Below are 22,377 nucleotides of genomic sequence, written 5' to 3'. Positions count from 1 at the left end.
CGATGCACATCCCCCCGTTCGACAACCAGAACAAACCCATCGTCGATGTCGATGATCCGACCGTGCCGCTGAACTATTTCAACATCGTCAAGTTGAAGCGCGGCGAAGCCTTCGAATACCAGGTCCCAGGGTACGAGACCTGCATCGTGCCCGCCACCGGCAGCGTCGATGTGGATGTCGAGGGCGTGCACTTTGCCCATCTGGGCAACCGGGGCGAGGATGTCTGGGATGGCGAGCCCGAGGGGGTTTATGTCCCGTCAGGGGCACGGGCGCAGATGGTCTGCGTCTCGGATACGGCCGAGGTGTTCGTGGCCGGCGCAAAGTATGACAAGGTGCTGGACCCGTTCGACGTGCGCGAGCATGACTTGGTGCAATATGGCAGCGACGACACCAAGACCCATCGCAAGATCAAGCATATCCTGGGCCAGAAGCAGCATGACAAGGTCGGCCGCCTGCTGGTGAGCGAGCTGTTCACCGTGGGTCAGGGCGGCTGGTCGGGCTTTCCCAGCCACAAGCACGACACCAACCGCCTGCCGGACGAGACCCGGCATGACGAGACCTACAATTTCCGTTTCAAACCGAACTGGGGCTCGGGCCTGCAGATGCTGCAGCGCGAGGACAACGAACCGGGTGACGCCTATCACATCGTCGATGGCTCCACGATCTGTATCGACAAGGGCTATCACCCCTGCTGCGTTCTGCCGGGATACGAGATGTATTACTTCACCATCCTCGGCGGGCTGACCCAACGATCGCTGGTGCAGTATTTCCAACCCACCCATGCCTATCAGATCGAGACGATCCCGGGCATCAAAGACATGATCGCCAAGTTCAAATGACCCTCGTTACGCTCAAAGACGTCCTGCAACCCGCCTATGAACAGGGCTATGCCGTCGGCGGCCTGGTGACGCTGGGCTGGGAGGACATGCGCGCCTATGTCGCCGCGGCCGAGGCCGAGAACGCCCCGGTGATCCTGCAGGCCGGCCCCAGCTGCCGCGAACACACGCCGCTGCCGATCTTGGGCAAGATGTTCCGGTATCTGGCCGAAAACGCCTCGGTGCCCGTCGTGGCGCATCTGGACCACGGCTATACGTTCGAGGAGTGCAAGATCGCGCTGGACAGCGGGTTCACCTCGCTGATGTTCGACGGATCGCGCAAGCCCCTGCAGCAGAATATCGACGAGACCGCCGGGATTGCCGAAATGGCCCACGCCGCCGGGATCTCGTGCGAGGGCGAAATCGGCTTCGTCGGGTATTCCGGGGGCGAAGGCTCGGCCGGGACCGACCCGGACGAGGCAGCCGCCTTCGCCGCCCAGACCAGCGTGGACGCGATGGCGATCTCGGTCGGAAACGTCCACCTGCAGCAGAACAAGGAAGGTGGACTGGACGAGGACCGCATCCGCCGGATTCAGGCCGTGACCAACGTGCCGCTGGTGATCCATGGCGGTTCGGGCGTGCCCGTGGAACAGCGCGCGCGGCTGGCGCGTGAAACCGCGATCTGCAAGTTCAACATCGGGACCGAGCTGCGCATGGCCTTCGGCGCCGCCCTGCGCGTGGCCGTAAATCGCGACCCCGACCGGTTCGACCGGGTGACGATCCTGAAGGAAACCCATGACCCGGTTGAGGCCGCCGCCCGCACCGTGATCCGCGCCTTTGGTGCGCCGCCGCAGCGCTAACCGCTCCGACCTATGCCATACCGCAAAATGCGCTGGCGGGCCCTAGTCGTTGCGCCCCGGTTCGTTTGGATTGCTGGAAAACAGGGCGATCTTGTTGCCCTGTGGGTCCCGCAGATAGCCGACATAGAAACGCGGCCCGTACATGGCGCGAAAGCCCGGCTGGCCTTCGTCAGACCCGCCGGCCCGCAGCGCGGCGGCGTGCAGGTCGCACACCTGCTGCTGATTGCGCGCCTCGAACGCGACCATCGCACCATTCCCGGCCGAGGCCGCGGCCCCGTCAAAAGGCGGTTTGACATAAAATTCCGGCAGAACCGGTTGCTGGCCCGGCGGCACCGGCAGGGCGAAACTCAGCCCCTCGGGACCCTCTTCCAACGCATAGCCGAGATCCGGCAGAAAGGCGCAGTAGAACCGTTTTGCACGCGCGATGTCGTCTGCGCCGACCGTGACATAGGAAATCATCCCGCATCTTTCCTTGCCGGGTGTCGATCCGTCAACCGGCCCCAGCGTATCGACGCACATCCATTCCGGACGGGAACGACCCCATGATCGTCAGATCGAGCCGCCCTCGACCATGAAGTTCCCGGCACTGCACATGGCCGCGTCGTCCGAGGCCAGAAACAGCACCATCCGCGCCACATAGACCGGGTCGATCGGGTCGGGCAGGCATTGGCGGTCGATTTGTTTGGCCAGCGCCTCGGGTGTGACCCACAGGTCTTTCTGGCGCTGGGTCATGATCCAGCCGGGCACGACCGTGTTGACCCGGATCCGATGATCGCCCAGTTCCCGCGCCATGGTGCGGGTCAGGCCGTGCACTGCGGATTTCGCGGTGGCATAGGCGGGAAAGCCCGCCCCGGCCTCCCACCAGGAATTCGAGCCGATATTGATGATCGACCCCGCGCCCTTGTCGATCATGCCGGGCGCCACGGATTGGATGGCAAAGAACATGTGGCGGAGGTTGGTCGCCATGCGCTCGTCCCAATAGTCCGGCGTCACCTCGCGCCAGTCGTGCCGGTCGTCATGCGCGGCGTTGTTGACCAGAACGTCCGCCGCGCCCAGCGCGTCGGCGAGTTCCTCGAATGCCGACCGCAGCGCCGCGATGTCGCGCAGGTCGCAGGCGGCAAAGGCGTGGGTTCCGTCCAGTTCGGCCAGCAGCGCGTTGCCGCCCTCGGCGTTGATGTCGACAAAACCGACCTTGGCCCCCTGCTCGGCAAAGCCACGCACGATCTCACGCCCGATGCCCGATGCCCCGCCGGTCACGAATACGGTGCGCCCTTTCAGGCTGGGATAGTTGGCAAAGGCCTTGGTCATTTGTCGCGCTCCATAATCCATTCCACTTCGGGCGCCGGAACGAAACGCCATTTGCGCAGCGGCCCGGCCATGACGTTCAGGTAATACATCTCGAACCCGTAGGGCGCCCCGCAAGGGTGGTGCCCGCGCGGCACCAGTACCACATCGCCATCGGACACGGCCATGGTTTCGTCCAACTGACCGTCATCGGTATAGACGCGCTGGATGCCAAAGCCGCTGGCTGGGTTCAGGCGGTGATAATAGGTCTCTTCCAGATAGGTGATGCGGGGATAGTCATCCTCGTCATGCCGGTGGCTGGGGTAGGATGACCAATGACCGCTGGGGGTGAAGACTTCGGTCACCAGAAGGCTGTCGGCGTAATCCTCGGCCTCCATCGCGATGTTGTTGATGTGGCGCGTGTTCGTTCCCTTGCCGCGCTCGGTCAGGGTGATGCCCTCGGGCCCGATCCGGCGCGGGGCATGGCCGCCCTTGCCCGGGGCCGAGCACACGGCGATCACGCAATCGGTTTCGGCCGTGGCCTCCCACTCGGTGCCGTTGGGCAGGTACAGGCAATGGGGCGGAGACGTTTCGAACACGTTCATCCGGTCGCCCAACACGCCCCAATCCTGCCCGGCGCCGGTGATCCGGGCCTTGCCCTCGACCATCACCAGAATGACCTCGCGGTCGCCGGTGACCTCGGCGGCGCGATCCCCGGCCCGCAGGTGATAGAGGCCAAAGCCCACATAGCGCCAGCCGGCACTGGCCGGCGTGATGTCATGCACCTTGCCATGGGTTCCGAACGGTTTTCTCAGCAGTTCTGCCATCGGTTTCACCTGTGTTGGGGCAGCACCGGCCGCCCGGGTTCCGTCATGCCGCCTGCCGCGACTGCAGCGCGTCCAGCGCCTGTTCCAACCGTGCCTGCGTCCAACTTTCCGACACCGCCCGGCGCAGGATGTCGGCCTGGCTGGGCGGAGCGTTTCCGCCCACCGGCGGATCGGTATCCAGATTGGTCGGAAAGGGATAGCCTTCGGCGGTGGCCGCGATTGCGGCGCCGATGCGGGCATCATCCAAATCGCCGCGCTGTTTCAACGCCATCAGTGCCGGGAATACGGCCAGACACATCGCCTTGCGGTCCACCGCCTCCATCGCGCGCCCGAAGGCCGACGAAACCTGCAACAGGTTGGCCATCCGGTGGATGTCGGCGCTGCTGTTTTTGCCGGCGGCATGAAACAGCGCAGGGTTGAAGAACACCGCATCGCCCTTGGCCAGCGGCAACTGGATGCAGGCCTGTTCGAAATGCGCCCGATGCGCGTCGTCGTGGAACGCGACGTAGCCGGGGCCATACAGCTGCGAGAAGGGCAACAGCTTGGTCGGGCCGCTCTCAACGGGCATGTCGCAATGGGCAACCGCGCCCTGCAGGGTCAGCGCGGCGGTGACCATATGGGCATGCGCCGGGAACTGCGCCGCCTTGTCGGCGGTCTGGAACCCCAGGTGATAGTCGCGATGCGCCTGCTGCGCCTTGCCGCCAGGCCGCACCTGGTTGATCTGCGCGGTCATCTGGTAGTCGGGGCCCAGCCAGGCCTCGCAGGCGGCGGCAATCGCCGTGTTGCCGAAATAGTGCGCAAAGCCCTCGGGGTCGCGCAGGCATTGCTTCTGCAACGCGTTCCACACCCGGTCATTCGCGCCCGAAGCCGCAAAGTGATCACCTTCGCCGCCCCCGGCCTGACGCTCATCTTCGATGATCCGGCGAAACACCTCGGTCGCCCGGTCGATGACCGCGGCATCGGCATAGGCGCCTTTCAGCGCGATCACCCCGGCCGATCGGCCCAGAACCCAACCCCATTCGGCCAGCAGGGCGCGCCGGGCGTCGGGCGTTTCCAAGGCGGGGCGCAGCGCGTGCATGTCATAGATCGGCACGTTCTTTTCCACCGCGGCAGCGTGGGGCACCTGCTCGGGCCGCAGACTCTGCGAGGTCAGCACCGTGAATTCATCCAGATCACAGGACTCGGGGCCGAAATAGCCGGCGAAACCGGGTTGCTGACGAACCATGAAACGCTCCTTTCCCATGGCGGCGCCCCGGGGGCGCGAAAGATCAGGCCGTGATCGTCAATCCGGCCTGACCGCAGACCTCGACGATGTGGTCATAGCCCATCTTCGAGTATTCATAGGGCGGCGCCTTGGCCGGATCCTGCTCGGCCTCGACCACGATCCAGCCTTCGTAATCCATGGCTTTCAACGCATGGGCGACCTCCTGAAAATCGATGCAGCCATCGCCGGGCACCGTGAAGGCCCCTGCGATCACCGCATCCAGGAAACTGCGCCGGTTGCCGCGGGTGTCGCGCACGATGCCGGGGCGGATATCCTTGAAATGCACATGATGCACCCGGTCGCCCCAGCGGTTCAGCGTGGCCAGCACATCACCGCCGCCAAACAGCAGATGCCCGGTGTCAAAGCACAGCTTCACCTCCGGCCCGGATCCGTCCATCAGCCAGTTCACGTCATCTTCGCTTTCGATGATCGTGCCCATGTGGTGGTGATAGGCCATTGGCATGCCCTGATCGGCCATCCACTTGGCCAGTTCGGTGATCTTGGCGCCGTAGGCCTTGATCTCGTCTTTCGACAGCTGCGGGCGGTCATTGACCGGGGTGCCGATCTGGCCCTGAACCGTGTTCGAGCATTCGGCATAGACGATGCAGGGGCTGTTCAACGCCACGAACTGTTCGACCTGCGCGCGCACCGCGTCGCGTTCGGCGGCGAAATCGTTGATCAGCGAATTGCCCGAACACCAGCCGCCGCACAGGGCGATGTCGTTGCCTTCCAGATAGGCGCGCAGGCCTGCGGTATCGGCGGGCATGCGCTGCCCGCGCTCAACCCCGGTATAGCCGATCTGACGCGCCTCTTTCAGGGCCTGTTCCATCGTGAACGCCGCCGTCAGGTCGGGCAGGTCGTCATTTTGCCACGCAATCGGAGAGATGCCGATCTTCACGCTCATTTGGTGTTTCTTTCCTTGATGGCAGCCTCGTAGGCCGCACGTTTTTCTTTCACTGCAGGGCGGGTGCTGACCTCGGGCACCGCCACTTCCCACCACGTGCCGCCATATTCGGTCGAGGGGTACGGGTCGGTGTCGATGACGATCACATAGGGGCCTTTGACTTCAGCACGCTTTGCCAGCGCCTCTTCCAGCTCGGCGATCGAGCCGACCTTGACCGAGGTCGCCCCCATCGCCGCCGCATGGGCCGCAAAGTCGATGGCCGAGGGCGTCTCGTGCACCGCATGGTCCAGCAAGTTGTTGAACTCGGCCCCGCCGGTGCCCATCTGCAGCCGGTTGATGCAGCCAAAGCCCCGGTTGTCGGTGATCACCACGGTGAAGGACACGCCCATCATCGCCGCCGTCGCCATTTCCGAGTTGGCCATCATGTAGGTGCCGTCCCCGGTGAAACAGATCACGTCGCGATCGGGCTGGGCCATCTTGATGCCCATGGCGCCGGCAATCTCGTAGCCCATACAGCTGAAGCCGTATTCCATGTGATAGGCCCCCGGACGCGGCGCCTTCCACAGCTTGTGCAGCTCGCCCGGCATGGTGCCGGCGGCGCACATCACCACCGTGTCGTCATGTGCCGCGCGCTGTACCGCACCCACCACCTGCATGTCGGTGGGCAGCGCGTTGGCGTCACCCGGCGCATGGGTCAGCGCATCGACCTTGGCAAACCACTCGGCCTTGAGCGTGTCGGGAACCGGGTCGGCGCGATAGCCCTGAAGGGCCGCGCCCAATTCCTCGATCCCGACCCGCGCATCGGCCAACAGCGGCATCGCGCCGTGTTTCGCGGCGTCATAGGCGGCGGTGTTCAGGCAGACCATTTTGCGCTCGGGGTTGGAAAACAGCCCCCAGGACCCGGTGGTGAAATCCTGAAACCGCGTGCCGATGCCCAGGATCAGATCCGCCTCGGCGCACACGGTGTTGGCGGGCTCACCTCCGGTCACGCCAACCGGGCCCAGGTTCAGCGGGTGATCCCAAGCCAGGACCGACTTGCCGGCCTGCGTCTCGGCAACAGGAATGCTGTGGGTCTCGGCAAAGGCCTGCAGCGCGTCGGTCGCGCCGGAATAATGGACACCGCCGCCGGCCACGATGATCGGGCGTTTGGCCGACCGGATGGCGTCGGCCGCGCGGGCCAGCTCGCCTGCGTCGGGGCGGATGCGACGTTGGTGCCAGATGCGCGGCTCGAAGAAGCTGAGCGGATAGTCATAGGCCTCGGCCTGCACGTCCTGGCAAAAGCCCAGGGTCACCGGCCCGCAATTGGCCGGGTCGGTCATGGTGCGGAAGGCGCGCGGCAGAGCGGTCAGCAGATGTTCGGGCCGGGTGATCCGGTCGAAATAGCGGCTGACCGGGCGGAAACAGTCATTGGCGCTGACGGTGCCATCCGTGAAATCCTCGGTCTGTTGCAGCACCGGGTCGGGGCCACGGCTGGCGAACACATCGCCGGGCAACAGCAGCACCGGCAGGCGGTTCACATGGGCCAGCGCGGCGGCCGTCACCATGTTGGTCGCCCCCGGCCCGATCGACGAGGTGACCGCCATGGCGCGGCTGCGCCGCATCTGCTTGGCATAGGCGATCGCGCAATGGGCCATGGTCTGTTCATTGTGACCGCGATAGGTGGGCAGGCTGTCGCGTACACCGTGCAGCGCCTCGCCCAGACCGGCCACGTTGCCATGGCCGAAAATCGCCCAGACACCGGCGATGAAGGGCTCGCCGTTCTCGTTCATCTGCGCGCCAAGGTAGCGCACCAAGGCCTGCGCCGCGGTCAGTCGGATTGTCTTGCTCATCATGATCCCTTTCAGAACGAGGCCGCTATGGGCAATCCGTTGCAATCATTCTGTCGTGAAAGGATCCGACACGCCCACCACCCAGACCGGGTGGCCCGGCCTGCCGGACCCTGGTGATATTGGTGCCCCGCACGATACGGGACACCGGGGAGAAACCTTCAGACGGTACCGCCCAGCGACCCTTCCAGCTCGGCCATCTCCTGCCCGCCGGCCATCATGTCCTGCAGCTCTTCGGGCGAGATCTCGCCGCGCCGGGCGGTGCCCAGCGTCTTGCCGCGGTTCAGAACCGTGAACCGGTCGCCCACGGCCAACGCGTGCCGGACATTGTGGCTGATGAAGACCACGCCGATGCCCTGGTGGCGCACCTTGTCGATGGTGGCTAGCACGTTCGATGTCTGCCGCACGCCCAACGCCGAGGTCGGTTCGTCCAGAATCAGGATCTTGGCGCCGAAATAGACCGCACGGGCAATCGCCACGGTCTGGCGCTCGCCCCCCGACAGGGTGCCTACCGCCTGATCGGGGCCACGCAGGTTGATGCCCATCTTGCGCATCTCTTCCATGCAGACCTCGTTGGCGTGCTCGATGTCGAACCGTTTCAACAGGCCTTTCCCTTTGGTCGGCTCGCGCCCCATGAAGAAATTGCGGGTGACGCTCATCAGCGGGATCATCGCCAGGTCCTGGAACACGGTGGCGATGCCCGCCTCCATCGCGTCGCGGGGCGTGTCGAAGGACATCGGCTGACCTTCGAAATAGATCTCGCCCTTGGTGGGTTTGTGCACGCCCGACATCGTCTTGATGAAGGTCGATTTGCCCGCCCCGTTGTCACCCAGCAGGCAGTGGCATTCACCCGGCTTGACGTCGAAACTGACGCCCGCCAACGCGATGATGTTGCCGAAATGCTTTTCGATCTCTTTCATTTCGACGACCGGGGCCACGTCCTTGACCGCGTCGCCGTGATGGAACTTGGTGTCTTCGGTCATGTCAGCGCTCCCCGGTTACGCGTTTGCGGATCGCGTTGTTGAACAGAACAGCGATCAGCAGCATCGCCCCCAGGAACACCTGGAACCAGTCCTGATCGAAATCGGTATAGGTCAGGCCGATGACCACCATGCCAAAGATGATCGCCCCGAAGAATGCTCCGATGGCCGATCCATACCCGCCGGTCAGCAGACAGCCACCGATCACCGCGGCGATGATCGCCTCGAATTCCTTCTGGAAGCCGCGCCGCGCATCGGTCGAGCCTGCGTCGATCACGGTGATGATCGCCACCAGTGCGGCACAACAGGCAGTCAGCATGAACAGTGAAATCTTGACCCGGTTCACCGGCACGCCCGAGTTCGACGCCGCAACCCGGTCGCCGCCCGAGGCGAAGATCCAGTTGCCGGACGGGGTGCGCAGCAGAACATAGGTGGCGGCAATGGCGAAGGCCACGAACCACAGGATTTCAACCGGGACACCCGGCACTTTGGGCGCGCCGCTTTTGAACGTGTCGATCAAGCCTTTTTCGGCCAGCCAGGTGAACAGGCTGGCAAAGGCTTCGCCGGAAAAGAACGGCGCGAGCCAGTCATTTTCGACCTGATCGCGCACGCCGCGCAGCTGGGTCGATCCGCCGGTGGCGGCCTTGAGCCCCACCAGAGACAGGCCGCGCAGAATGAACAGAAACGCCAGCGTCACGATGAAGGATGGCAGACCCGAGCGGATGACGATGGTGCCGTTGATTGCCCCGACAAAGGCGGCAAAAACAAAAGTCATCGGGATCGCGGCCACCAAGGGCAGCTGCCAGGTCACCACGCAGACCCCGAAGAACAGGCCGGCAAAGGCCACCATGGAGCCGATCGACAGGTCAAACTCGCCCCCGATCATCAGCAGCGCCGCGCCGATGGCCAGAATACCCAGTTGGGCGGCCGGGGTCATGAAGTTCATGATGCCGGCAAGCGTGAACATCGATTCATCGGCCGTGATGGCGAAGAAGATGAAGACAAGGATCGCCCCTGCGATGGCCCCCAGTTCGGGCCGCTTCATCAGCTTGGTCAGGAACGGTTCCTTCTTGATCCGTTCGTCCATCGCCGCTTGTGCAGACTCGGTCATGGTTTCCTCCCGTTTGGCAGGGGCGGCGCCCTGACGCCGCCCCGATTTTCAGCCCGCCGGTATCAGCGGATGCCCTGAGCGGACAGCTCGACCACCTGACCGGCCTTGTCGGCGGTGATCAGGTTCGGACCCGAGGGCACGTTGCCGCCCGGCATCAGGCCGTACTTGGCGTTCAGCGCCATGAACACGACCGGCAGGTAACCCTGCAGATACTGCTGCTGGTCCACGGCAAAGGCCGCGTCACCATCGACGATCGACTGCAGGAAGTTGGCCGACAGGTCGAACGAGGCCACGTTCACGTCGCGCCCCGACCCTTTGACGGCGGCCACTGTGGGCTCACCGGCCGAGCTTGCTCCCAGCGCCATCACGGTATCGACGCTTTCATCCGAAGCCAGAGCCGCCGACACTTTCGACTCGATCTCGGACGGGTCGTTCGACGTGGGCAGAACAGTCACGTTGCCGCCAAAGCCTTCGGCAAAGCCCGCGCAGCGCAGGTCCAGCGCGACGTTTCCGACCTCGTGGTTCACACAGATCGCGTTCTTGCCGCCCATTTCGGCCAGCTTCTCACCGGCGGCCTTGCCGGCGTCGAACTCATCCTGGCCGACATGCAGCGCCGCGCCCAGTTTCTTGGACACGTCCGAGCCCGAGTTCATCGAGATCACCGGGATGCCTGCGGCGACCGCGCGTTCGATCGAGGGGCCAAGCGCGTCGGCGTCCGGGATCGAGACGATCAGCCCGTCGGGCTCCTGGTTCACGGCAGCGTCGATCAGCTGCGACATGGCAACCATGTCGAAGGTTTCGGGCGCGCGGTATTCGACGTTTACGCCCATATCCGTGCCGGCCTGCTCGACCCCGTTCTTGACCACGTTCCAGAACGCGTCATTCGCCTGGCCGTGCGATACCACGACGATGTCCTGCGCAAAGGCCGGAGTGGCCAGCGCCAGCGCGCCGGCGGCCAAAGCACCTTTGAAAAATTTGTTCATTACGTTTCCTCCCACTAGGACAGATATTTGTCTTGTCCGGGTCCTGGACCCATTCATCCGGCAAGGCCGAATCTCTGTCGCACCGATACGCATCGGGGCCGTTTCAGTTTCAATACTTCACGTCATTTTGCAACCGGTTTCAAAATTTCCTCCAGCTTTGCCGGAATACCGGTCCTGGCCGACTTGGTCGCAGCTTCGGCCAGGGCCAGCGCTGCGACGCCGTCTTCCAACGTCACCGGCACAGCGGATCCGGTCTTGACCGCAGTCACGAACGCATCCCATTCCGCCCTATAGGCAGGCATGTAGCGTTCGAGGAAGAAGTAGGTCGGCTTGGCGCTGATCACGCCGTCGGCCGTGGATTTCACCAGGTTGTTCTCGAGCACGTTGCGCGCCTGCAGCAGCCCGCCGGACCCCAACACCTCGACCCGTTGGTCATAGCCGTATACGGCCCGGCGAGAATTCTTGATGACGGCGATCCGACCATCCTTGTAGGTCATGGTGACGACGGCTGTGTCCACATCCCCCGCCTCTGCGATGGCCGGGTCCACGGTTGATGTGCCAACGGCCGAAACAGTGACTGGTACGTCACCCATGATGAAATTGGCGAGGTCGAAATCATGTATCGTCATGTCCCGAAATAATCCGCCCGATACTTTGACATAGGAAATCGGGGGCGGCGCCGGATCAAAAGAAGTGATCGACAGCAATTCGGGGCTTCCGATCTCGCCAGACTGAACGGCGGATTTCAATGCGCCGAAGCCCGGATCGAAACGCCGATTGAACCCGATCATGACCGGTTGACCGGTACCTGCCACGGCTTGCTGGCAGGCAAGGGCGCGGTTCAAGTCCAGATCGACCGGCTTTTCGCACAGAACGGCCTTGCCCGCGGCGGTCGCTGCCTCGATGAGGTCCGAATGCGTATCCGTCGGCGTGGCGATCAGCACCGCGTCGATATCCGGGTCGGCGATGATGTCCTCCGACGTGCGCGCTACGGCTCCATGAGCTTGCGCCAGACGTGCGGCGGCGTCTTCCATTGCGTCCGAAACTGCAACAAGCGTGCTGTCCGGGTGGTCCGAAATGGCTTGCGCGTGGACGGTTCCGATGCGCCCTGCTCCAAGCAATCCGATTCTGAGCATTGTGACCTCTGGGTATATTTCTGGCGGGAGCATGTTCTTTTTTGCAACCGGTTGCAAGGATTAATTGCGACCGGTGCGTGCCCGTGCTCTGGCCCATCATTGCACCGCGGTCAGGACAGAACTCAGCCAGTCGTGGGCGGTGCCAATCTCTTGAATTTGCAGCCCGGGCGACTTTGGATGGCTTGGTATTGGCCCATTCGGTTCGGCTTTTGTGATTTCTCCGTCCTCTGTTAAACCTTTGAGTCGGGGCAGAAATTGACACCGATACCGAACCGCCCCGACCAAGGAGACGATGATTTGATGAATTTGTCCCTGCCGATTCCGCTGCTGGTCATGGCCATTCTCCCTGCTGCGTTGCTGGACCGATGTTCGGGCCAGAACACCGGCACCGCGCTGGGAGTTCTGGCTCGGGACCGGGTCGCACTGACGGCAACGGCCAATGAGATCATCGTGGAACTGCCTGTTGCAGAAGGGTCTCCGGTCAAGGTCGGCGACGTGCTGGTCAGGTTTGACACGGATCTGCAGACCGCGAAGCTGAACCTCGCGCAGGCGGAACTGGAGAAATCGCAGGCCACGCTGCTGAAACTGGAAGTCGGTCCGCGCGAGGAGGAGATAGCGATCGCGCGCGCCAACGTCGCCGGGGCCGAGGCGCGTCTGCTGGACGCAGAAGCCGTGTATCAGAGGAATTCCCAGCTGGTCGTCAACTCGGTCGTCAGCCAGGCGCGCCTGGATCAGGATATTGCCGCACGCGATTCCGCTCGGGCGGCACTGGAAAGCGCTCGGGAGTCCCTGAAAGAACTGGAAAACGGAACCCGCCCCGAAGATCTGTCGGTGGCCCGGGCCAATGTGCGGGCGGCCGAAGCGGCGGTTGCCGCCGAGCAGACCGTCCTGGATGACCTGACGGTTGTTGCGACACGGGACGGCATCCTGGATTCCCTGCCCTGGAACCTGGGGGAACGGGTCGCCCAGGGCAGCCCGGTCGCCGTGCTGGTGTCCGGCGCGGCCCCTTACGCCCGCGTCTATATCCCCGAACCCAGCCGGGTGGACATCGCGCCCGGAGACTCTCTCGAGGTTCGGATTGATGGGCTGGACCAACCTCTGACGGGCACCGTGCGATGGGTCAGCGACGACCCGTCCTTCACCCCCTACTACGGGTTGAACAAGGATGATCGGACGCGCTTGGTCTATCTGGCTGAAATCGACCTGCCGGAAACCGCCCGAGATCTGCCCGCAGGCGTTCCCGTCCAGGTGAAGATGCCATGAGCGATCTGGTGGTCTCGACCCAGGGTCTGACGCGCCGGTTCAAGGAAAAGACAGCCGTCAGCAACCTGGACCTGGAGATACGCCAGGGTCAGATCTATGGGTTTCTGGGCCCGAACGGCTGCGGCAAGACAACGACGATGCGAATGCTGACCGGACTGCTGACACCCAGCAGCGGATCCGTCTCGGTGCTGGGCCGACCAATGCCGCAATACGCCGAGCCGCTGAAGAATGAAATCGGGTACATGACGCAGATCTTTTCGTATTACCGCGACATGACGGTGCTTGAGAACCTGCGCTTTGCCGCCGAGATCTATGGAATGCCGCGCCGCAAATCCGCCGACCGGATCGACGAGTTACTGACAACCTACGACCTGACCGAAAACGCCAATCAACTGAGCGGCAGCATGAGCGGCGGGCAGCGGCAGAAACTGGCGCTGGCCGCCACGGTGCTGCACGGCCCCAAGCTGTTGTTTTTGGACGAGCCGACATCGGCCGTCGACCCCGAAACCCGCCGGTCTTTCTGGGAACAGCTGTTCGACCTGGTCGATCAGGGCGCGACGATGATCGTGTCCACGCATTTCATGGACGAGGCGGAACGGTGTCACAAGCTGGCCATCCTCGAGCATGGGGTGAAAAAGGCGGATGGATCGCCCCGGCAACTGATGGAAGACCTGAACGCCACCGTGATCGAGGTCGAAGGCGAGGGTCTGCGGCAGGTCAAACACCTGCTGGACGACACGCCCAAGGTGCTGTCGACGGCGCAGGTGGGTGCCCGATTGCGCGTACTGGTGGACAAGTCGGAAACCGATCCGATGGCGATGATCACGTCGCGCCTGTCGGACTTTCCCAACGTGGCGATGTCCGTGCAGCGTCCCAATCTGGAAGACGTGTTCGTCAGCGCGACGAAGGGGCCCGCCCAATGAAATCGCTCCGCCGTATCACCGCCGTTCTCAAGAAAGAGCTGCTGCAACTGCGGCGTGACCGGATGACCTTTGCCATGGTCGTCATGATCCCGCTGATCCAGCTGCTGTTGTTCGGATACGCAATCAACACAAACATCCGCCATATACCGGTCGGGATCGTGGATCAGGCCGACTCGTCGCTGTCCCGGACCTTGGCTCAGATCGTTCAGGCTACGCAGGTCGTGACCATCACCGAGGTCTTCGCGACCCCGGAAGAGGCCGAGCAGGCGATCACCGAATCCACCGTGCGCGCCGCGTTCATCATTCCGCCCGACGTCGATGACCGGCTTGCCCGAAGCCCGTCCATCGGATTGGGCCTGCCCAACGCGACGAACCAGACATCCAGCCGCCCCGTGGCTCATTGGATCGTGGACGGGTCGGACACCATGGTGGCCAGCGCCATCAAATCCCTGCGCAGCATGCCACTGACCGAATTGCTGCGACAGCCGCCAAACCGTCAGGTCCCGGCCTTCGAGGTCACGCTGTATTTCAATCCCGAGCAACGATCGGCGGTGAACATCGTTCCCGGCCTTGTGGGCGTCATCCTGACCATGACCATGATCCTGTTCACCTCGGCCGCCATCGTCCGAGAGCGCGAGCGGGGAAACATGGAGATGCTGATCAACACCCCGGTCAAATCCATCGAACTGATGATCGGCAAGATCATTCCCTACATCTTCCTGGGCTTGCTGCAGGTCGCGATCATCCTCGGGCTGGGACATTTCCTGTTCGACGTCCCCATAAACGGAGGGATGATCCCGCTGCTGGTGGTAACGCTTCTGTTCATCATCGCCAGCCTGTCGCTTGGCCTAGTGATCTCGACGCTGGCCCAGAACCAGCTGCAGTCCATGCAGATGACGATTTTCGTTCTGCTGCCCTCGATCCTGATGTCGGGGTTCATGTTCCCGTTCGACGGGATGCCCAAACCGGTTCAGGTGATCGCCCAAGTGCTGCCGGCCACCCATTTCATGGACATGATCCGCGGCGTGGTTCTGCGGGATGCAACGCTTTACGCTCTGCGCGGTGACATTCTGTGGATGATCGGGTTTGCCGTCCTTGGGATGCTGGCTGCGACGCTCAGGTTCAAGAAACGCCTGGGATGAAAGAAGGGCGGCCAAGGCCGCCCCAAGTGTCTGGATTGCCAGTCTCTTATCCGTGTCGGACCGTTCAGATGATCTCGTCCTCGTCGAACATGGGATCATCTTCCAGCTGCGCGTTGATATCTTCCATCGAGTCTTCGGCCTTTTCCACGGACCCGACCCGCCCCAGGTGAAACACGGCATCGCCCTCATTCACCACAGGCATGACCGCACGCCCGACGATCAAGCCGTCGAACGGAGCGATGATGTCCTCGCTGGCTTCGCCGAACGGGTCCGATACGGCACCCAGCAGATCACCTTTGCGAACCAGTTCACCGTCCGCTTTGTAGATCCGAAGGATTCCGCCCATCGGGGCGCGCAACCACTTGCTGGACGAACAGAACTGCGGTGCCGCTTTGGGCTTGGAGATCCGCTTGGCGGGAACCATCCCCATGTGCCTCAGCACCCGCAGAATGCCCGCAAGGCCCGCGCGGATCGACAGTTCATCCAGGCGAAGACCCTCGCCCGCTTCGTACAACAGGATGTCTTTCCCCTGCGCCTTGGCCGCGCCGCGCAATGATCCGTCGCGCAAGGGCGACTGGATGACGATCGGTACTCCGAAAACGCTGGCCAGTTCCTTGGTCCGAGGGTTGTCGGGCGAGATCCGGATCTGCGGATAGTTCGTACGATGGATCGCCGCCGAATGCAGATCGATCCCCAGATCCGAGCGGGCGACGATTTCTGTCATGAACAGATGCGCCAGCCGCGAGGCCAGCGACCCGTTCTCGCTGCCGGGAAACGCCCGGTTCAGGTCGCGGCGGTCGGGCAGATAGCGCGAATGGTTGATGAAGCCGAACGCATTCACGATCGGCACCGCGATCAGCGTGCCTTTCAAGGTCGCCAGGTTGGGCGCACGCAACAGACGGCGTATGATCTCGACGCCGATCACCTCATCACCATGCACCCCACCGCTGACAAAAACGGTGGGCCCGTCCTGTCGGCCGTGCACCACATGCGCTGACATGGTCACCGGGGTATGGTCCGACAGAACGCTGACCGGCAGATCCACGGTAAGCCGCGATCCCGGCGCCACAGTGGCCTGGCCGATCGTGAATGGCTGCCGCTTTGCCATGCCGTTACCCTTTGCCCTTGGTCTTGGTGGCCCCGGCTTTTGCGTTCTTTTCCAGGAACTCGATCATCTTTCCGGCAATATCCAGACCCGTGGCTTTTTCCACACCCTCCAGGCCCGGCGAGGAATTGACCTCCATCACCACAGCGCCGTGGTTGGCGCGCAGCATGTCGACGCCGCAGGCATTCAGGCCCATCGACTTGGCCGCGCGAACGGCCGTTGCACGCTCTTCCGGTGTCAGCTTGACCACCTTGGCCGAACCGCCGCGATGCAGGTTCGAGCGGAAATCGCCCTCGGCGCCGGTGCGTTTCATCGCAGCGACAACCTTTCCGCCCACCACGATGGCCCGAATGTCGGTTCCTCCGGCTTCCTTGATGAACTCCTGCAGCAGGATGTTCACACCCGCACCGCGGAACGCCTCGACAACCGATTTGGCGGACCGGTCCGTATCGGCCAGAACGACACCGATGCCTTGCGTCCCTTCCAGCAGCTTGATGACGATGGGCGCGCCACCGGCCAGTCTCAGCACCTCGTCGGTCTGTTTGGGGTCGTGAGCAAAGGTTGTGACGGGCAGGCCGACACCGTCGCGGGCCAGCAACTGCATCGACCGCAGCTTGTCACGCGACCGGCCGATGGCGACGCTTTCGTTCAACGGGTAGACACCCATCATTTCGAACTGACGCAGCACTGCGGTTCCGTAGAAGGTCACCGAGGCACCGATCCGCGGAATCACCGCGTCATACCCCGTCAGCTTTTCGCCGTTGTAATAGATCTCGGGGCGACGGGTTGCGATGTTCATGTAGCACCGCAGGGTGTCGATGATGTCGAGCTGATGCCCACGCTCCTCGGCCGCTTCCTTGAGGCGGCGGTGCGTGTACAGGTTGGCATTGCGCGCCAGCATTGCAATCTTCATGACAAATCCCCTTTGTCCTGGTGTTTTGGTTTGCCGCGCAACAGATGCGCGCGCTTGGTGTGAACGGCGATCGCGTGGTTCTTCAGCGCCGCCCGGCCCACGATCATCTGAAAGGTCATGTTCGTGCGATCGGTCAGAGACAGATCCAACGGCCAGGTTTCGTCGCCCAACCGGATGGTGGTTCGGATGACGATCCTGTTTTCAGGAATTCCGCTGGTGTTCTTGATGTTGCGCCGTTCCTTGATCGGAGCCTCGATACGGACCATGCCTTCTCCACCCGGCACCTCCGTCAGGAAGGACACCCAATGATGTCCGTCCCGTTGAAACCGCCGAATGTCGGTTGCATGCAGCGCTGACGTGCGGGCGCCGGTGTCGATCTTGGCCTTGATTTCGTTCAAAGGCAGGTCGGGAAGGTCGATGTATTCCATCCAACCAATGACCTTCGGCGTCTGCGGCTGACCCTTGTCGGAAACGTTTGCCATAATCACACCAGCCAGGGCATCAGAAGGGTTGCAAGGCTGAGCACGAAGAAGAAGCCGGCCATGTCCGTAATCGTGGTCAACAGCGGGCCACTTGCGGCGGCCGGGTCCTGTCCGATCCGCTTCAGCAGCAAAGGAACAACACCGCCGATGGATACCGCCAGCATCGTGTTGAGTGCCAGCGCAGTACCAATCACCAGACCCAGAGCTGGATTGCCTTTCCAGAACCACGCGACCAGCCCGATCAGAATACCCAGCGCGATCCCATTGATGACCCCGACCGAAATCTCCTTGATCCAGACCCGCATGGCATCTTGCGGCCGTACCAATCCAAGGCTCAATTCGCGCATGGTGACGCCAACGGCCTGGTTGCCGGAACAGCCGCTCATGTCCGATACCATCGGCAGGAAGATGGCCAGCGCAATCACTGCGGCCAGTGTTTCTTCGTAGGCCGAGATCACGCTGGCCGCGATGATGTTGAGCACGATGTTGGCCGCAAGCCAGGCCAGCCGGCGACGGGACCGAACCGACAAAGGCATCGAGCGCAACTCGTCGCCAACCACACCCTGACGTTTGAGGCTTTCACTTTCCGAGCGTTCCAGAGTGGCTTCTGCCACCGCCGTGCGGGACACGACACCCGCCAGGACTCCGTCGGCATAAACCACCGGCACCCCCAGGAAAGGATGATCGTTGAACACGTCTTCCAGCTGTTCCAACGGGGTATCCACGGTCACGGTCAGAGGTGGAACCATGATGCTTGTCAGCTTTTCGCTGCGCTTGGCGGTCAGCAGGCTGCGCAGCGATACCACGCCCACCGCGCGCCCCTCGGAATCGACGATATAGGGGTGCTGCCCGCGATACCTTTCAAAATCCTCGTCGTCCGAAGCAAGTTCGCGCAGGACATTGCCAACGGTCTGCGTGTCGCGGAACTTGAACACCTCGGTCATCATCAGACCGCCAGCGGTGTCATCCTCGAACGTGCTGAGCAGGCGGACATCCGCAGCCTCTTCGGCGTCCATTTCGGACAAGATGGCCTCGGCATCCGGCGTATCCAACTCGCCGATAACGTCGGCCTGAATGTCCGAATCCAGCTGTTCGATGATCTCGGCAGCACGCTCGGGCTTGAGGCGTTCCACAAGCTCGACCGCCATCTCGTTTGGCGCTTCTTCGACCAGTTCCGCGGCAAGTCCAACGGGCACGATTTCCAGAACGGTATCGCGCTCAGCCGGTGTCAGCTGAAGAACTTCGCGCAGGGCTTCGCTGCTGGTCAGCGGATTCAGAAGCGCCTCAAGCTCGGACGCATTGGACTGCTCGACCGCTTCCTTGATCCGAAGCGAAAGCTCTTCGTCGGTTGAGGGAATGTCTACGTTTCCGTCCATGCCTTGGCCATTCAATTGGGTTGTCGTTCCTTTATATTGGTGATAAATCTTTGTCTATAGCCAAAATTATATGAGATATAGAATGTCTAACTTCACGAATGCCGCGGAAACCCTGGCCGGGCTGTATGCCCGGGAGTTCGGAGGAAAGGCCTCGGGCCGGTATCGCATCCCGCAGAAGCTGCTGCGTGAACTGTGTGGCCGGAGAAGGCTGTACCAGGAGGACATCACGGCTCTGACCCGTGAACTTCTGGAAATGGGCTATGTCATGATTGATTTGGACAGCTTCTTTGTCGTCATGAGCGCCAATTCCTTCGTGAACTATCGGCGAGTCGGCAAGGAAATGCTGGCCCACGCGGAAGGCACCAGCTGAGTCCCATTCCAGGCAATCGTCGCAATGGCGCCCGATCTTGTCAGATCCTCAGTGCGCGAGCCGCCGCAGTCTTTGTTGCAAAAACTTTCTGGACGCCAGGTTCGGTGCCGCTTCTATGGCCTGCCGATAGGCCGCGACCGCCCCGGCGGTGCGGCCCGTCTTCTGAAGAATATGCGCGCGGGCCGCGTGCCATGGCTGAAAATCGTCAAGATCGGGCCGCAGGCTGTCCAGCTTGTCCAAGGCCAGTTGGGCATGACCTGCCTCGGCCATCACGACGGCCCAGTTCAGGGCAACCACCGGGGTTGGCTCGCAGGCCCAAAGGGACTGATACAGCAGCGACATCTGCCACCAATCCGGGGCCGGCGCCATCATGTGGCAATCCGCAATGGCGGCCTTGAGTTGAAACGGTCCCGGTTTTCTCTGGTCGACCGCAGCTTGCAGGAGCCGCTGCGCCTGACGTATCTGACCCTGCCGCCAAAGTGTTCGGTCCTGATCCTCTACGGGCACCATAGCGCCATCAGCGTCGATACGCGCAGGGCGGCGGGCATCGGTCAATAGCATCAGGGCCAGCGCACCTTCGATCTCGGGCTCTCCCGGTTGGAGATCTCGCAGAACCCGCGCAAGGTAGATACCTTCGTGGCAGAGATCCCGCGGTCCCGTATCCTCGGTCACGTATCCGGTGGTGAAGATCAGGTAGAGGGTCGTCAGCACCGTATCCAAACGTTCCGGCCAGATTTCCGGATCGGGAACGGAGTACCCAATCCCCTTGGCGCGAATCTTGGCCTTGGCTCGGGACAGGCGCTGTCCCATCGCCTGGTCGTTGTCCAAAAATGCCGCGGCGATTTCCCGTGTGGTCAGGTTGCAGACCGTGCGCAAGGTCAGCGCGATGCGTGACTTCTGGTCCAGCGCGGGGTGGCAGCAGGTGAAGATCAGACGCAACCGGTCATCCGGTATCTGCTCAGGCAGGTCGTCCGTCACGGAGTCGGGCAGGGTTACGGCCAGGGCTGCTGTTTTCCGACCCTCCCTGTGTTGCGCTCGAAAGTGATCGATGCCCTTGTTCAGACCAACCCGCATCAACCATGCGGTCGGGTTGTCCGGAACTCCGTTGCGGCTCCAGTGTTTCACGGCCGAGATTGCGGCCTCCTGCAGTGCGTCCTCGGCCAGTTGGAAGTCACCCAACCGGTTGATCAGGCCGGCCAATAGCCGCCCCCGATCCCGCCGCAACACATCATCAATGACATGCCCAACTGCGATCGCTTTGGGGGCGGTATTCTTCATGGATCATCCTGCCGGATTGTAGTCCATCAAAGGCCGAACCTCGATGGTACCGTAGTTGGCGGCCGGGATCAGCGCCGCGTATTTCAACGCCGCATCCAAGTCGGCAACGTCAACCACATAGTATCCGCCAAGATGCTCACGCGTTTCGGCATAGGGCCCGTCCATGGTTTCAGCTTTTCCGGAGCGGATCCGAAGGGTGGTTGCTGTTTCGATCCCTTGCAGACCCTCGCCATCGCAAAGAACACCATCCGCTTTCATCCGCTCATTGGCGGCAAAGAAGCCACTCATCATCTCGTCAAACTCCCGGGTGCCATAGGCCGGTTCCTGCGCGGGGTCAGTGTAGATCAACAGCATGTATTTCATAGCAATAATCCTTTTCAAAAGTTATGGGTCAAAGACCGAATATCCGGGCTGCGATGCAGATCATCATGATCAGCGCGGCCAGGACATTGGTGCCATTACCGACATAGCGGAGCGGGTGGCCGGCATTGTCAATCTTCAACCCGAAGGGATGCACAGCTCGTCCGATCACCAGCAAAATGCCCGCCGCGTTGAGGAAAAGCGCTGATGTACCGACCCCTTCGCCCAGCATCATCAATATCACTATGAAGGTCGCCCAGTCCTGGCAGTTTCCGTGCTGGCGCACGCGCAAAATCAGCGCCATATCGCCGCCATCGCCGATGGATTGGCCCGTGGCCGACCGCATCCCCGAGACACGAAACCATAAGACGAGCCAGATCATCGCCACTAGCAACGCATAAATCGGTGTCGTTGAAAAAACCACCTATCGTCCTTCCTGTTTTCAGGTTCGTGCCCCAAGGACGTCTGGTTTTCTCAAATTTCGACAGGTGCTGAGATTTTTTGGTGGCGCGCTGCAATTCTTGCGCATTTTGCGTGTTTCTTACGTTTTGTATGTCGGCGATTGTTGGGTTGGTGCTGAACGAGCGGTGGAAAACGAGCAAAGCCGCCCTTGGGCGGCTCGTTTGGTGTTTTGATTTTGTGGATTTGGTTGCGGGAGCAGGATTTGAACCTGCGACCTTCAGGTTATGAGCCTGACGAGCTACCGGGCTGCTCCATCCCGCGACACTTTGGGTTGGTCTGTTGCCTATTTGGCTGTTTGAGACCTGGTCGTGTTTTTTGATCGTTTTAGAGAGGGGGGGATTTTTCTAGGTTTGGCGGTGACCTACTCTCCCGGGGCTTGAGCCCAAGTACCATTGGCGCTGCAGTGCTTAACTTCCGGGTTCGGGATGGGACCGGGTGTTTCACTTGCGCTATGACCACCAAACCGAGGAAAATCCCCGTCGCTCTTTTTGCTTTGCAAAAAGGCGAAGCGCGGGAGGCGGCGTATTCGCTTGCGAATGCGCGTTCCCGCACGGTTGTGTCACCCCTTGCGGGGTTTCACATCAATCAACACCGTCGCTATTTGCGTAGCAAAAGCGACGTAATTGTCCAACTCAAGGTCAGTGTATGCTTCTGGTCTTGTTTGATCGCCTACCGCTTCGCTACTTGAGGCGGTGAGCTTTGTCTTTCTGTTA

24 protein-coding genes, 1 tRNA gene and 1 rRNA gene are annotated in these 22,377 nt (G+C 62.1%); 7 read left to right on the top strand and 19 right to left on the bottom strand.

The genetic code is table 11. From position 1 onward, the window contains the following. Nucleotides 1–2: 2 nt before the first annotated feature. Together ACR3EK_RS16170 and ACR3EK_RS16165 are read left to right on the top strand one after the other, a co-directional pair. The gene (locus tag ACR3EK_RS16170) at nucleotides 3–839 is read left to right on the top strand and encodes a 5-deoxy-glucuronate isomerase (RefSeq protein WP_480633904.1); all 837 of its coding nucleotides are present in this window, start codon (nucleotides 3–5) and stop codon (nucleotides 837–839) included. Next, entirely contained in the window at nucleotides 836–1,675 is an 840-nt protein-coding gene (locus ACR3EK_RS16165; protein WP_480633903.1) for a class II fructose-bisphosphate aldolase, read from the top strand. The genes ACR3EK_RS16170 and ACR3EK_RS16165 overlap by 4 nt, the downstream gene beginning before the upstream one ends. 42 nt (nucleotides 1,676–1,717) lie before the next feature. Here the strand turns inward: ACR3EK_RS16165 and ACR3EK_RS16160 are convergent, their stop codons facing one another. The 10 genes from ACR3EK_RS16160 to iolG form a co-directional block, all read right to left on the bottom strand. Next, nucleotides 1,718–2,134, bottom strand: a complete 417-nt coding sequence (locus ACR3EK_RS16160) for a VOC family protein (RefSeq protein WP_480633902.1) — start codon at nucleotides 2,132–2,134, stop codon at nucleotides 1,718–1,720. Between the two features lie 90 nt (nucleotides 2,135–2,224). Beyond that, nucleotides 2,225–2,983, bottom strand: coding sequence for an SDR family NAD(P)-dependent oxidoreductase (locus ACR3EK_RS16155; RefSeq protein WP_480633901.1), 759 nt, complete (start codon nucleotides 2,981–2,983; stop codon nucleotides 2,225–2,227). After that, nucleotides 2,980–3,786, bottom strand: a complete 807-nt coding sequence (iolB, locus tag ACR3EK_RS16150) for a 5-deoxy-glucuronate isomerase (protein ID WP_480633900.1) — start codon at nucleotides 3,784–3,786, stop codon at nucleotides 2,980–2,982. The genes ACR3EK_RS16155 and iolB overlap by 4 nt, the downstream gene beginning before the upstream one ends. 43 nt (nucleotides 3,787–3,829) lie before the next feature. Further along, a complete protein-coding gene (locus tag ACR3EK_RS16145; protein ID WP_480633899.1) occupies nucleotides 3,830–5,011 on the bottom strand; it encodes a phytanoyl-CoA dioxygenase family protein in 1,182 nt (393 codons plus the stop codon). Between the two features lie 43 nt (nucleotides 5,012–5,054). Next, complete coding sequence (gene iolE / locus ACR3EK_RS16140) at nucleotides 5,055–5,954, bottom strand: myo-inosose-2 dehydratase (RefSeq protein ID WP_480633898.1); 900 nt, start codon at nucleotides 5,952–5,954, stop codon at nucleotides 5,055–5,057. Further along, on the bottom strand, nucleotides 5,951–7,783 hold the full coding sequence (gene iolD, locus ACR3EK_RS16135; protein WP_480633897.1) for a 3D-(3,5/4)-trihydroxycyclohexane-1,2-dione acylhydrolase (decyclizing): 1,833 nt from the start codon (nucleotides 7,781–7,783) through the stop codon (nucleotides 5,951–5,953). Before iolD ends, iolE begins: the two co-directional genes overlap by 4 nt. Before the next feature lie 158 nt (nucleotides 7,784–7,941). Further along, nucleotides 7,942–8,763, bottom strand: a complete 822-nt coding sequence (locus ACR3EK_RS16130) for an ATP-binding cassette domain-containing protein (protein ID WP_093963708.1) — start codon at nucleotides 8,761–8,763, stop codon at nucleotides 7,942–7,944. 1 nt (nucleotide 8,764) lies between these two features. Beyond that, complete coding sequence (locus tag ACR3EK_RS16125; RefSeq protein WP_480633896.1) at nucleotides 8,765–9,871, bottom strand: ABC transporter permease; 1,107 nt, start codon at nucleotides 9,869–9,871, stop codon at nucleotides 8,765–8,767. A gap of 62 nt (nucleotides 9,872–9,933) precedes the next feature. Continuing rightward, the gene (locus tag ACR3EK_RS16120) at nucleotides 9,934–10,854 is read right to left on the bottom strand and encodes a sugar ABC transporter substrate-binding protein (RefSeq protein ID WP_170343203.1); all 921 of its coding nucleotides are present in this window, start codon (nucleotides 10,852–10,854) and stop codon (nucleotides 9,934–9,936) included. Between the two features lie 122 nt (nucleotides 10,855–10,976). Next, nucleotides 10,977–11,990: an inositol 2-dehydrogenase gene (iolG, locus tag ACR3EK_RS16115; RefSeq protein WP_480633895.1), complete on the bottom strand. Its 1,014-nt coding sequence runs from the start codon at nucleotides 11,988–11,990 to the stop codon at nucleotides 10,977–10,979. Between the two features lie 300 nt (nucleotides 11,991–12,290). On the opposite strand from iolG, the gene ACR3EK_RS16110 reads away from it, so the two are divergent. Genes ACR3EK_RS16110 through ACR3EK_RS16100 form a run of 3 tightly spaced genes read left to right on the top strand, consistent with a single transcriptional unit; the run spans nucleotide 12,291 to nucleotide 15,318 of the window. Continuing rightward, the gene (locus ACR3EK_RS16110; RefSeq protein WP_480633894.1) at nucleotides 12,291–13,253 is read left to right on the top strand and encodes an HlyD family secretion protein; all 963 of its coding nucleotides are present in this window, start codon (nucleotides 12,291–12,293) and stop codon (nucleotides 13,251–13,253) included. After that, the gene (locus ACR3EK_RS16105; protein WP_170365693.1) at nucleotides 13,250–14,176 is read left to right on the top strand and encodes an ABC transporter ATP-binding protein; all 927 of its coding nucleotides are present in this window, start codon (nucleotides 13,250–13,252) and stop codon (nucleotides 14,174–14,176) included. Before ACR3EK_RS16110 ends, ACR3EK_RS16105 begins: the two co-directional genes overlap by 4 nt. Beyond that, nucleotides 14,173–15,318 (top strand): ABC transporter permease, encoded by a 1,146-nt coding sequence (locus ACR3EK_RS16100; protein WP_480633893.1) that lies wholly within the window; start codon nucleotides 14,173–14,175, stop codon nucleotides 15,316–15,318. Before ACR3EK_RS16105 ends, ACR3EK_RS16100 begins: the two co-directional genes overlap by 4 nt. A 64-nt stretch (nucleotides 15,319–15,382) precedes the next feature. Here ACR3EK_RS16100 and ACR3EK_RS16095 read toward each other — a convergent pair whose 3' ends face one another. From ACR3EK_RS16095 to mgtE, 4 genes are read right to left on the bottom strand one after another with little or no spacing between them, the layout of a single operon-like run. Beyond that, nucleotides 15,383–16,426 (bottom strand): succinylglutamate desuccinylase/aspartoacylase family protein, encoded by a 1,044-nt coding sequence (locus ACR3EK_RS16095; protein WP_480633892.1) that lies wholly within the window; start codon nucleotides 16,424–16,426, stop codon nucleotides 15,383–15,385. A gap of 4 nt (nucleotides 16,427–16,430) precedes the next feature. Next, complete coding sequence (rimK, locus tag ACR3EK_RS16090; protein ID WP_093963715.1) at nucleotides 16,431–17,336, bottom strand: 30S ribosomal protein S6--L-glutamate ligase; 906 nt, start codon at nucleotides 17,334–17,336, stop codon at nucleotides 16,431–16,433. Beyond that, nucleotides 17,333–17,818, bottom strand: a complete 486-nt coding sequence (locus ACR3EK_RS16085) for an ATP-dependent zinc protease family protein (RefSeq protein ID WP_480633891.1) — start codon at nucleotides 17,816–17,818, stop codon at nucleotides 17,333–17,335. Before ACR3EK_RS16085 ends, rimK begins: the two co-directional genes overlap by 4 nt. Nucleotides 17,819–17,820: 2 nt before the next feature. Continuing rightward, nucleotides 17,821–19,194 carry a magnesium transporter gene (gene mgtE / locus ACR3EK_RS16080; RefSeq protein ID WP_170367478.1) on the bottom strand — a complete coding sequence of 458 codons (1,374 nt, stop codon included), beginning with the start codon at nucleotides 19,192–19,194 and terminating at the stop codon, nucleotides 17,821–17,823. A gap of 82 nt (nucleotides 19,195–19,276) precedes the next feature. Between mgtE and ACR3EK_RS16075 the strand changes: the two genes are divergently transcribed. Then, nucleotides 19,277–19,564, top strand: a complete 288-nt coding sequence (locus ACR3EK_RS16075; RefSeq protein WP_480633890.1) for a hypothetical protein — start codon at nucleotides 19,277–19,279, stop codon at nucleotides 19,562–19,564. Between the two features lie 48 nt (nucleotides 19,565–19,612). Here ACR3EK_RS16075 and ACR3EK_RS16070 read toward each other — a convergent pair whose 3' ends face one another. The 5 genes from ACR3EK_RS16070 to rrf form a co-directional block, all read right to left on the bottom strand. Beyond that, nucleotides 19,613–20,842: an RNA polymerase sigma factor gene (locus tag ACR3EK_RS16070; protein ID WP_480633889.1), complete on the bottom strand. Its 1,230-nt coding sequence runs from the start codon at nucleotides 20,840–20,842 to the stop codon at nucleotides 19,613–19,615. 3 nt (nucleotides 20,843–20,845) lie between these two features. Next, entirely contained in the window at nucleotides 20,846–21,205 is a 360-nt protein-coding gene (locus ACR3EK_RS16065; protein WP_170359778.1) for a YciI family protein, read from the bottom strand. 28 nt (nucleotides 21,206–21,233) lie between these two features. After that, on the bottom strand, nucleotides 21,234–21,626 hold the full coding sequence (locus tag ACR3EK_RS16060; protein ID WP_170391678.1) for an MAPEG family protein: 393 nt from the start codon (nucleotides 21,624–21,626) through the stop codon (nucleotides 21,234–21,236). Between the two features lie 222 nt (nucleotides 21,627–21,848). Next, nucleotides 21,849–21,925, bottom strand: a tRNA-Met gene (locus tag ACR3EK_RS16055). A gap of 87 nt (nucleotides 21,926–22,012) precedes the next feature. Next, nucleotides 22,013–22,127, bottom strand: a 5S ribosomal RNA gene (rrf, locus tag ACR3EK_RS16050). Between rrf and ACR3EK_RS16045 the strand changes: the two genes are divergently transcribed. Next, nucleotides 22,116–22,352, top strand: a complete 237-nt coding sequence (locus ACR3EK_RS16045; RefSeq protein WP_480633888.1) for a hypothetical protein — start codon at nucleotides 22,116–22,118, stop codon at nucleotides 22,350–22,352. The genes rrf and ACR3EK_RS16045 overlap by 12 nt on opposite strands. Nucleotides 22,353–22,377 lie beyond the last annotated feature (25 nt).

The sequence above is a fragment of the Ruegeria sp. BC8 genome, from assembly GCF_056535705.1.
This window is presented reverse-complemented; position numbering and strand designations above follow the sequence as displayed.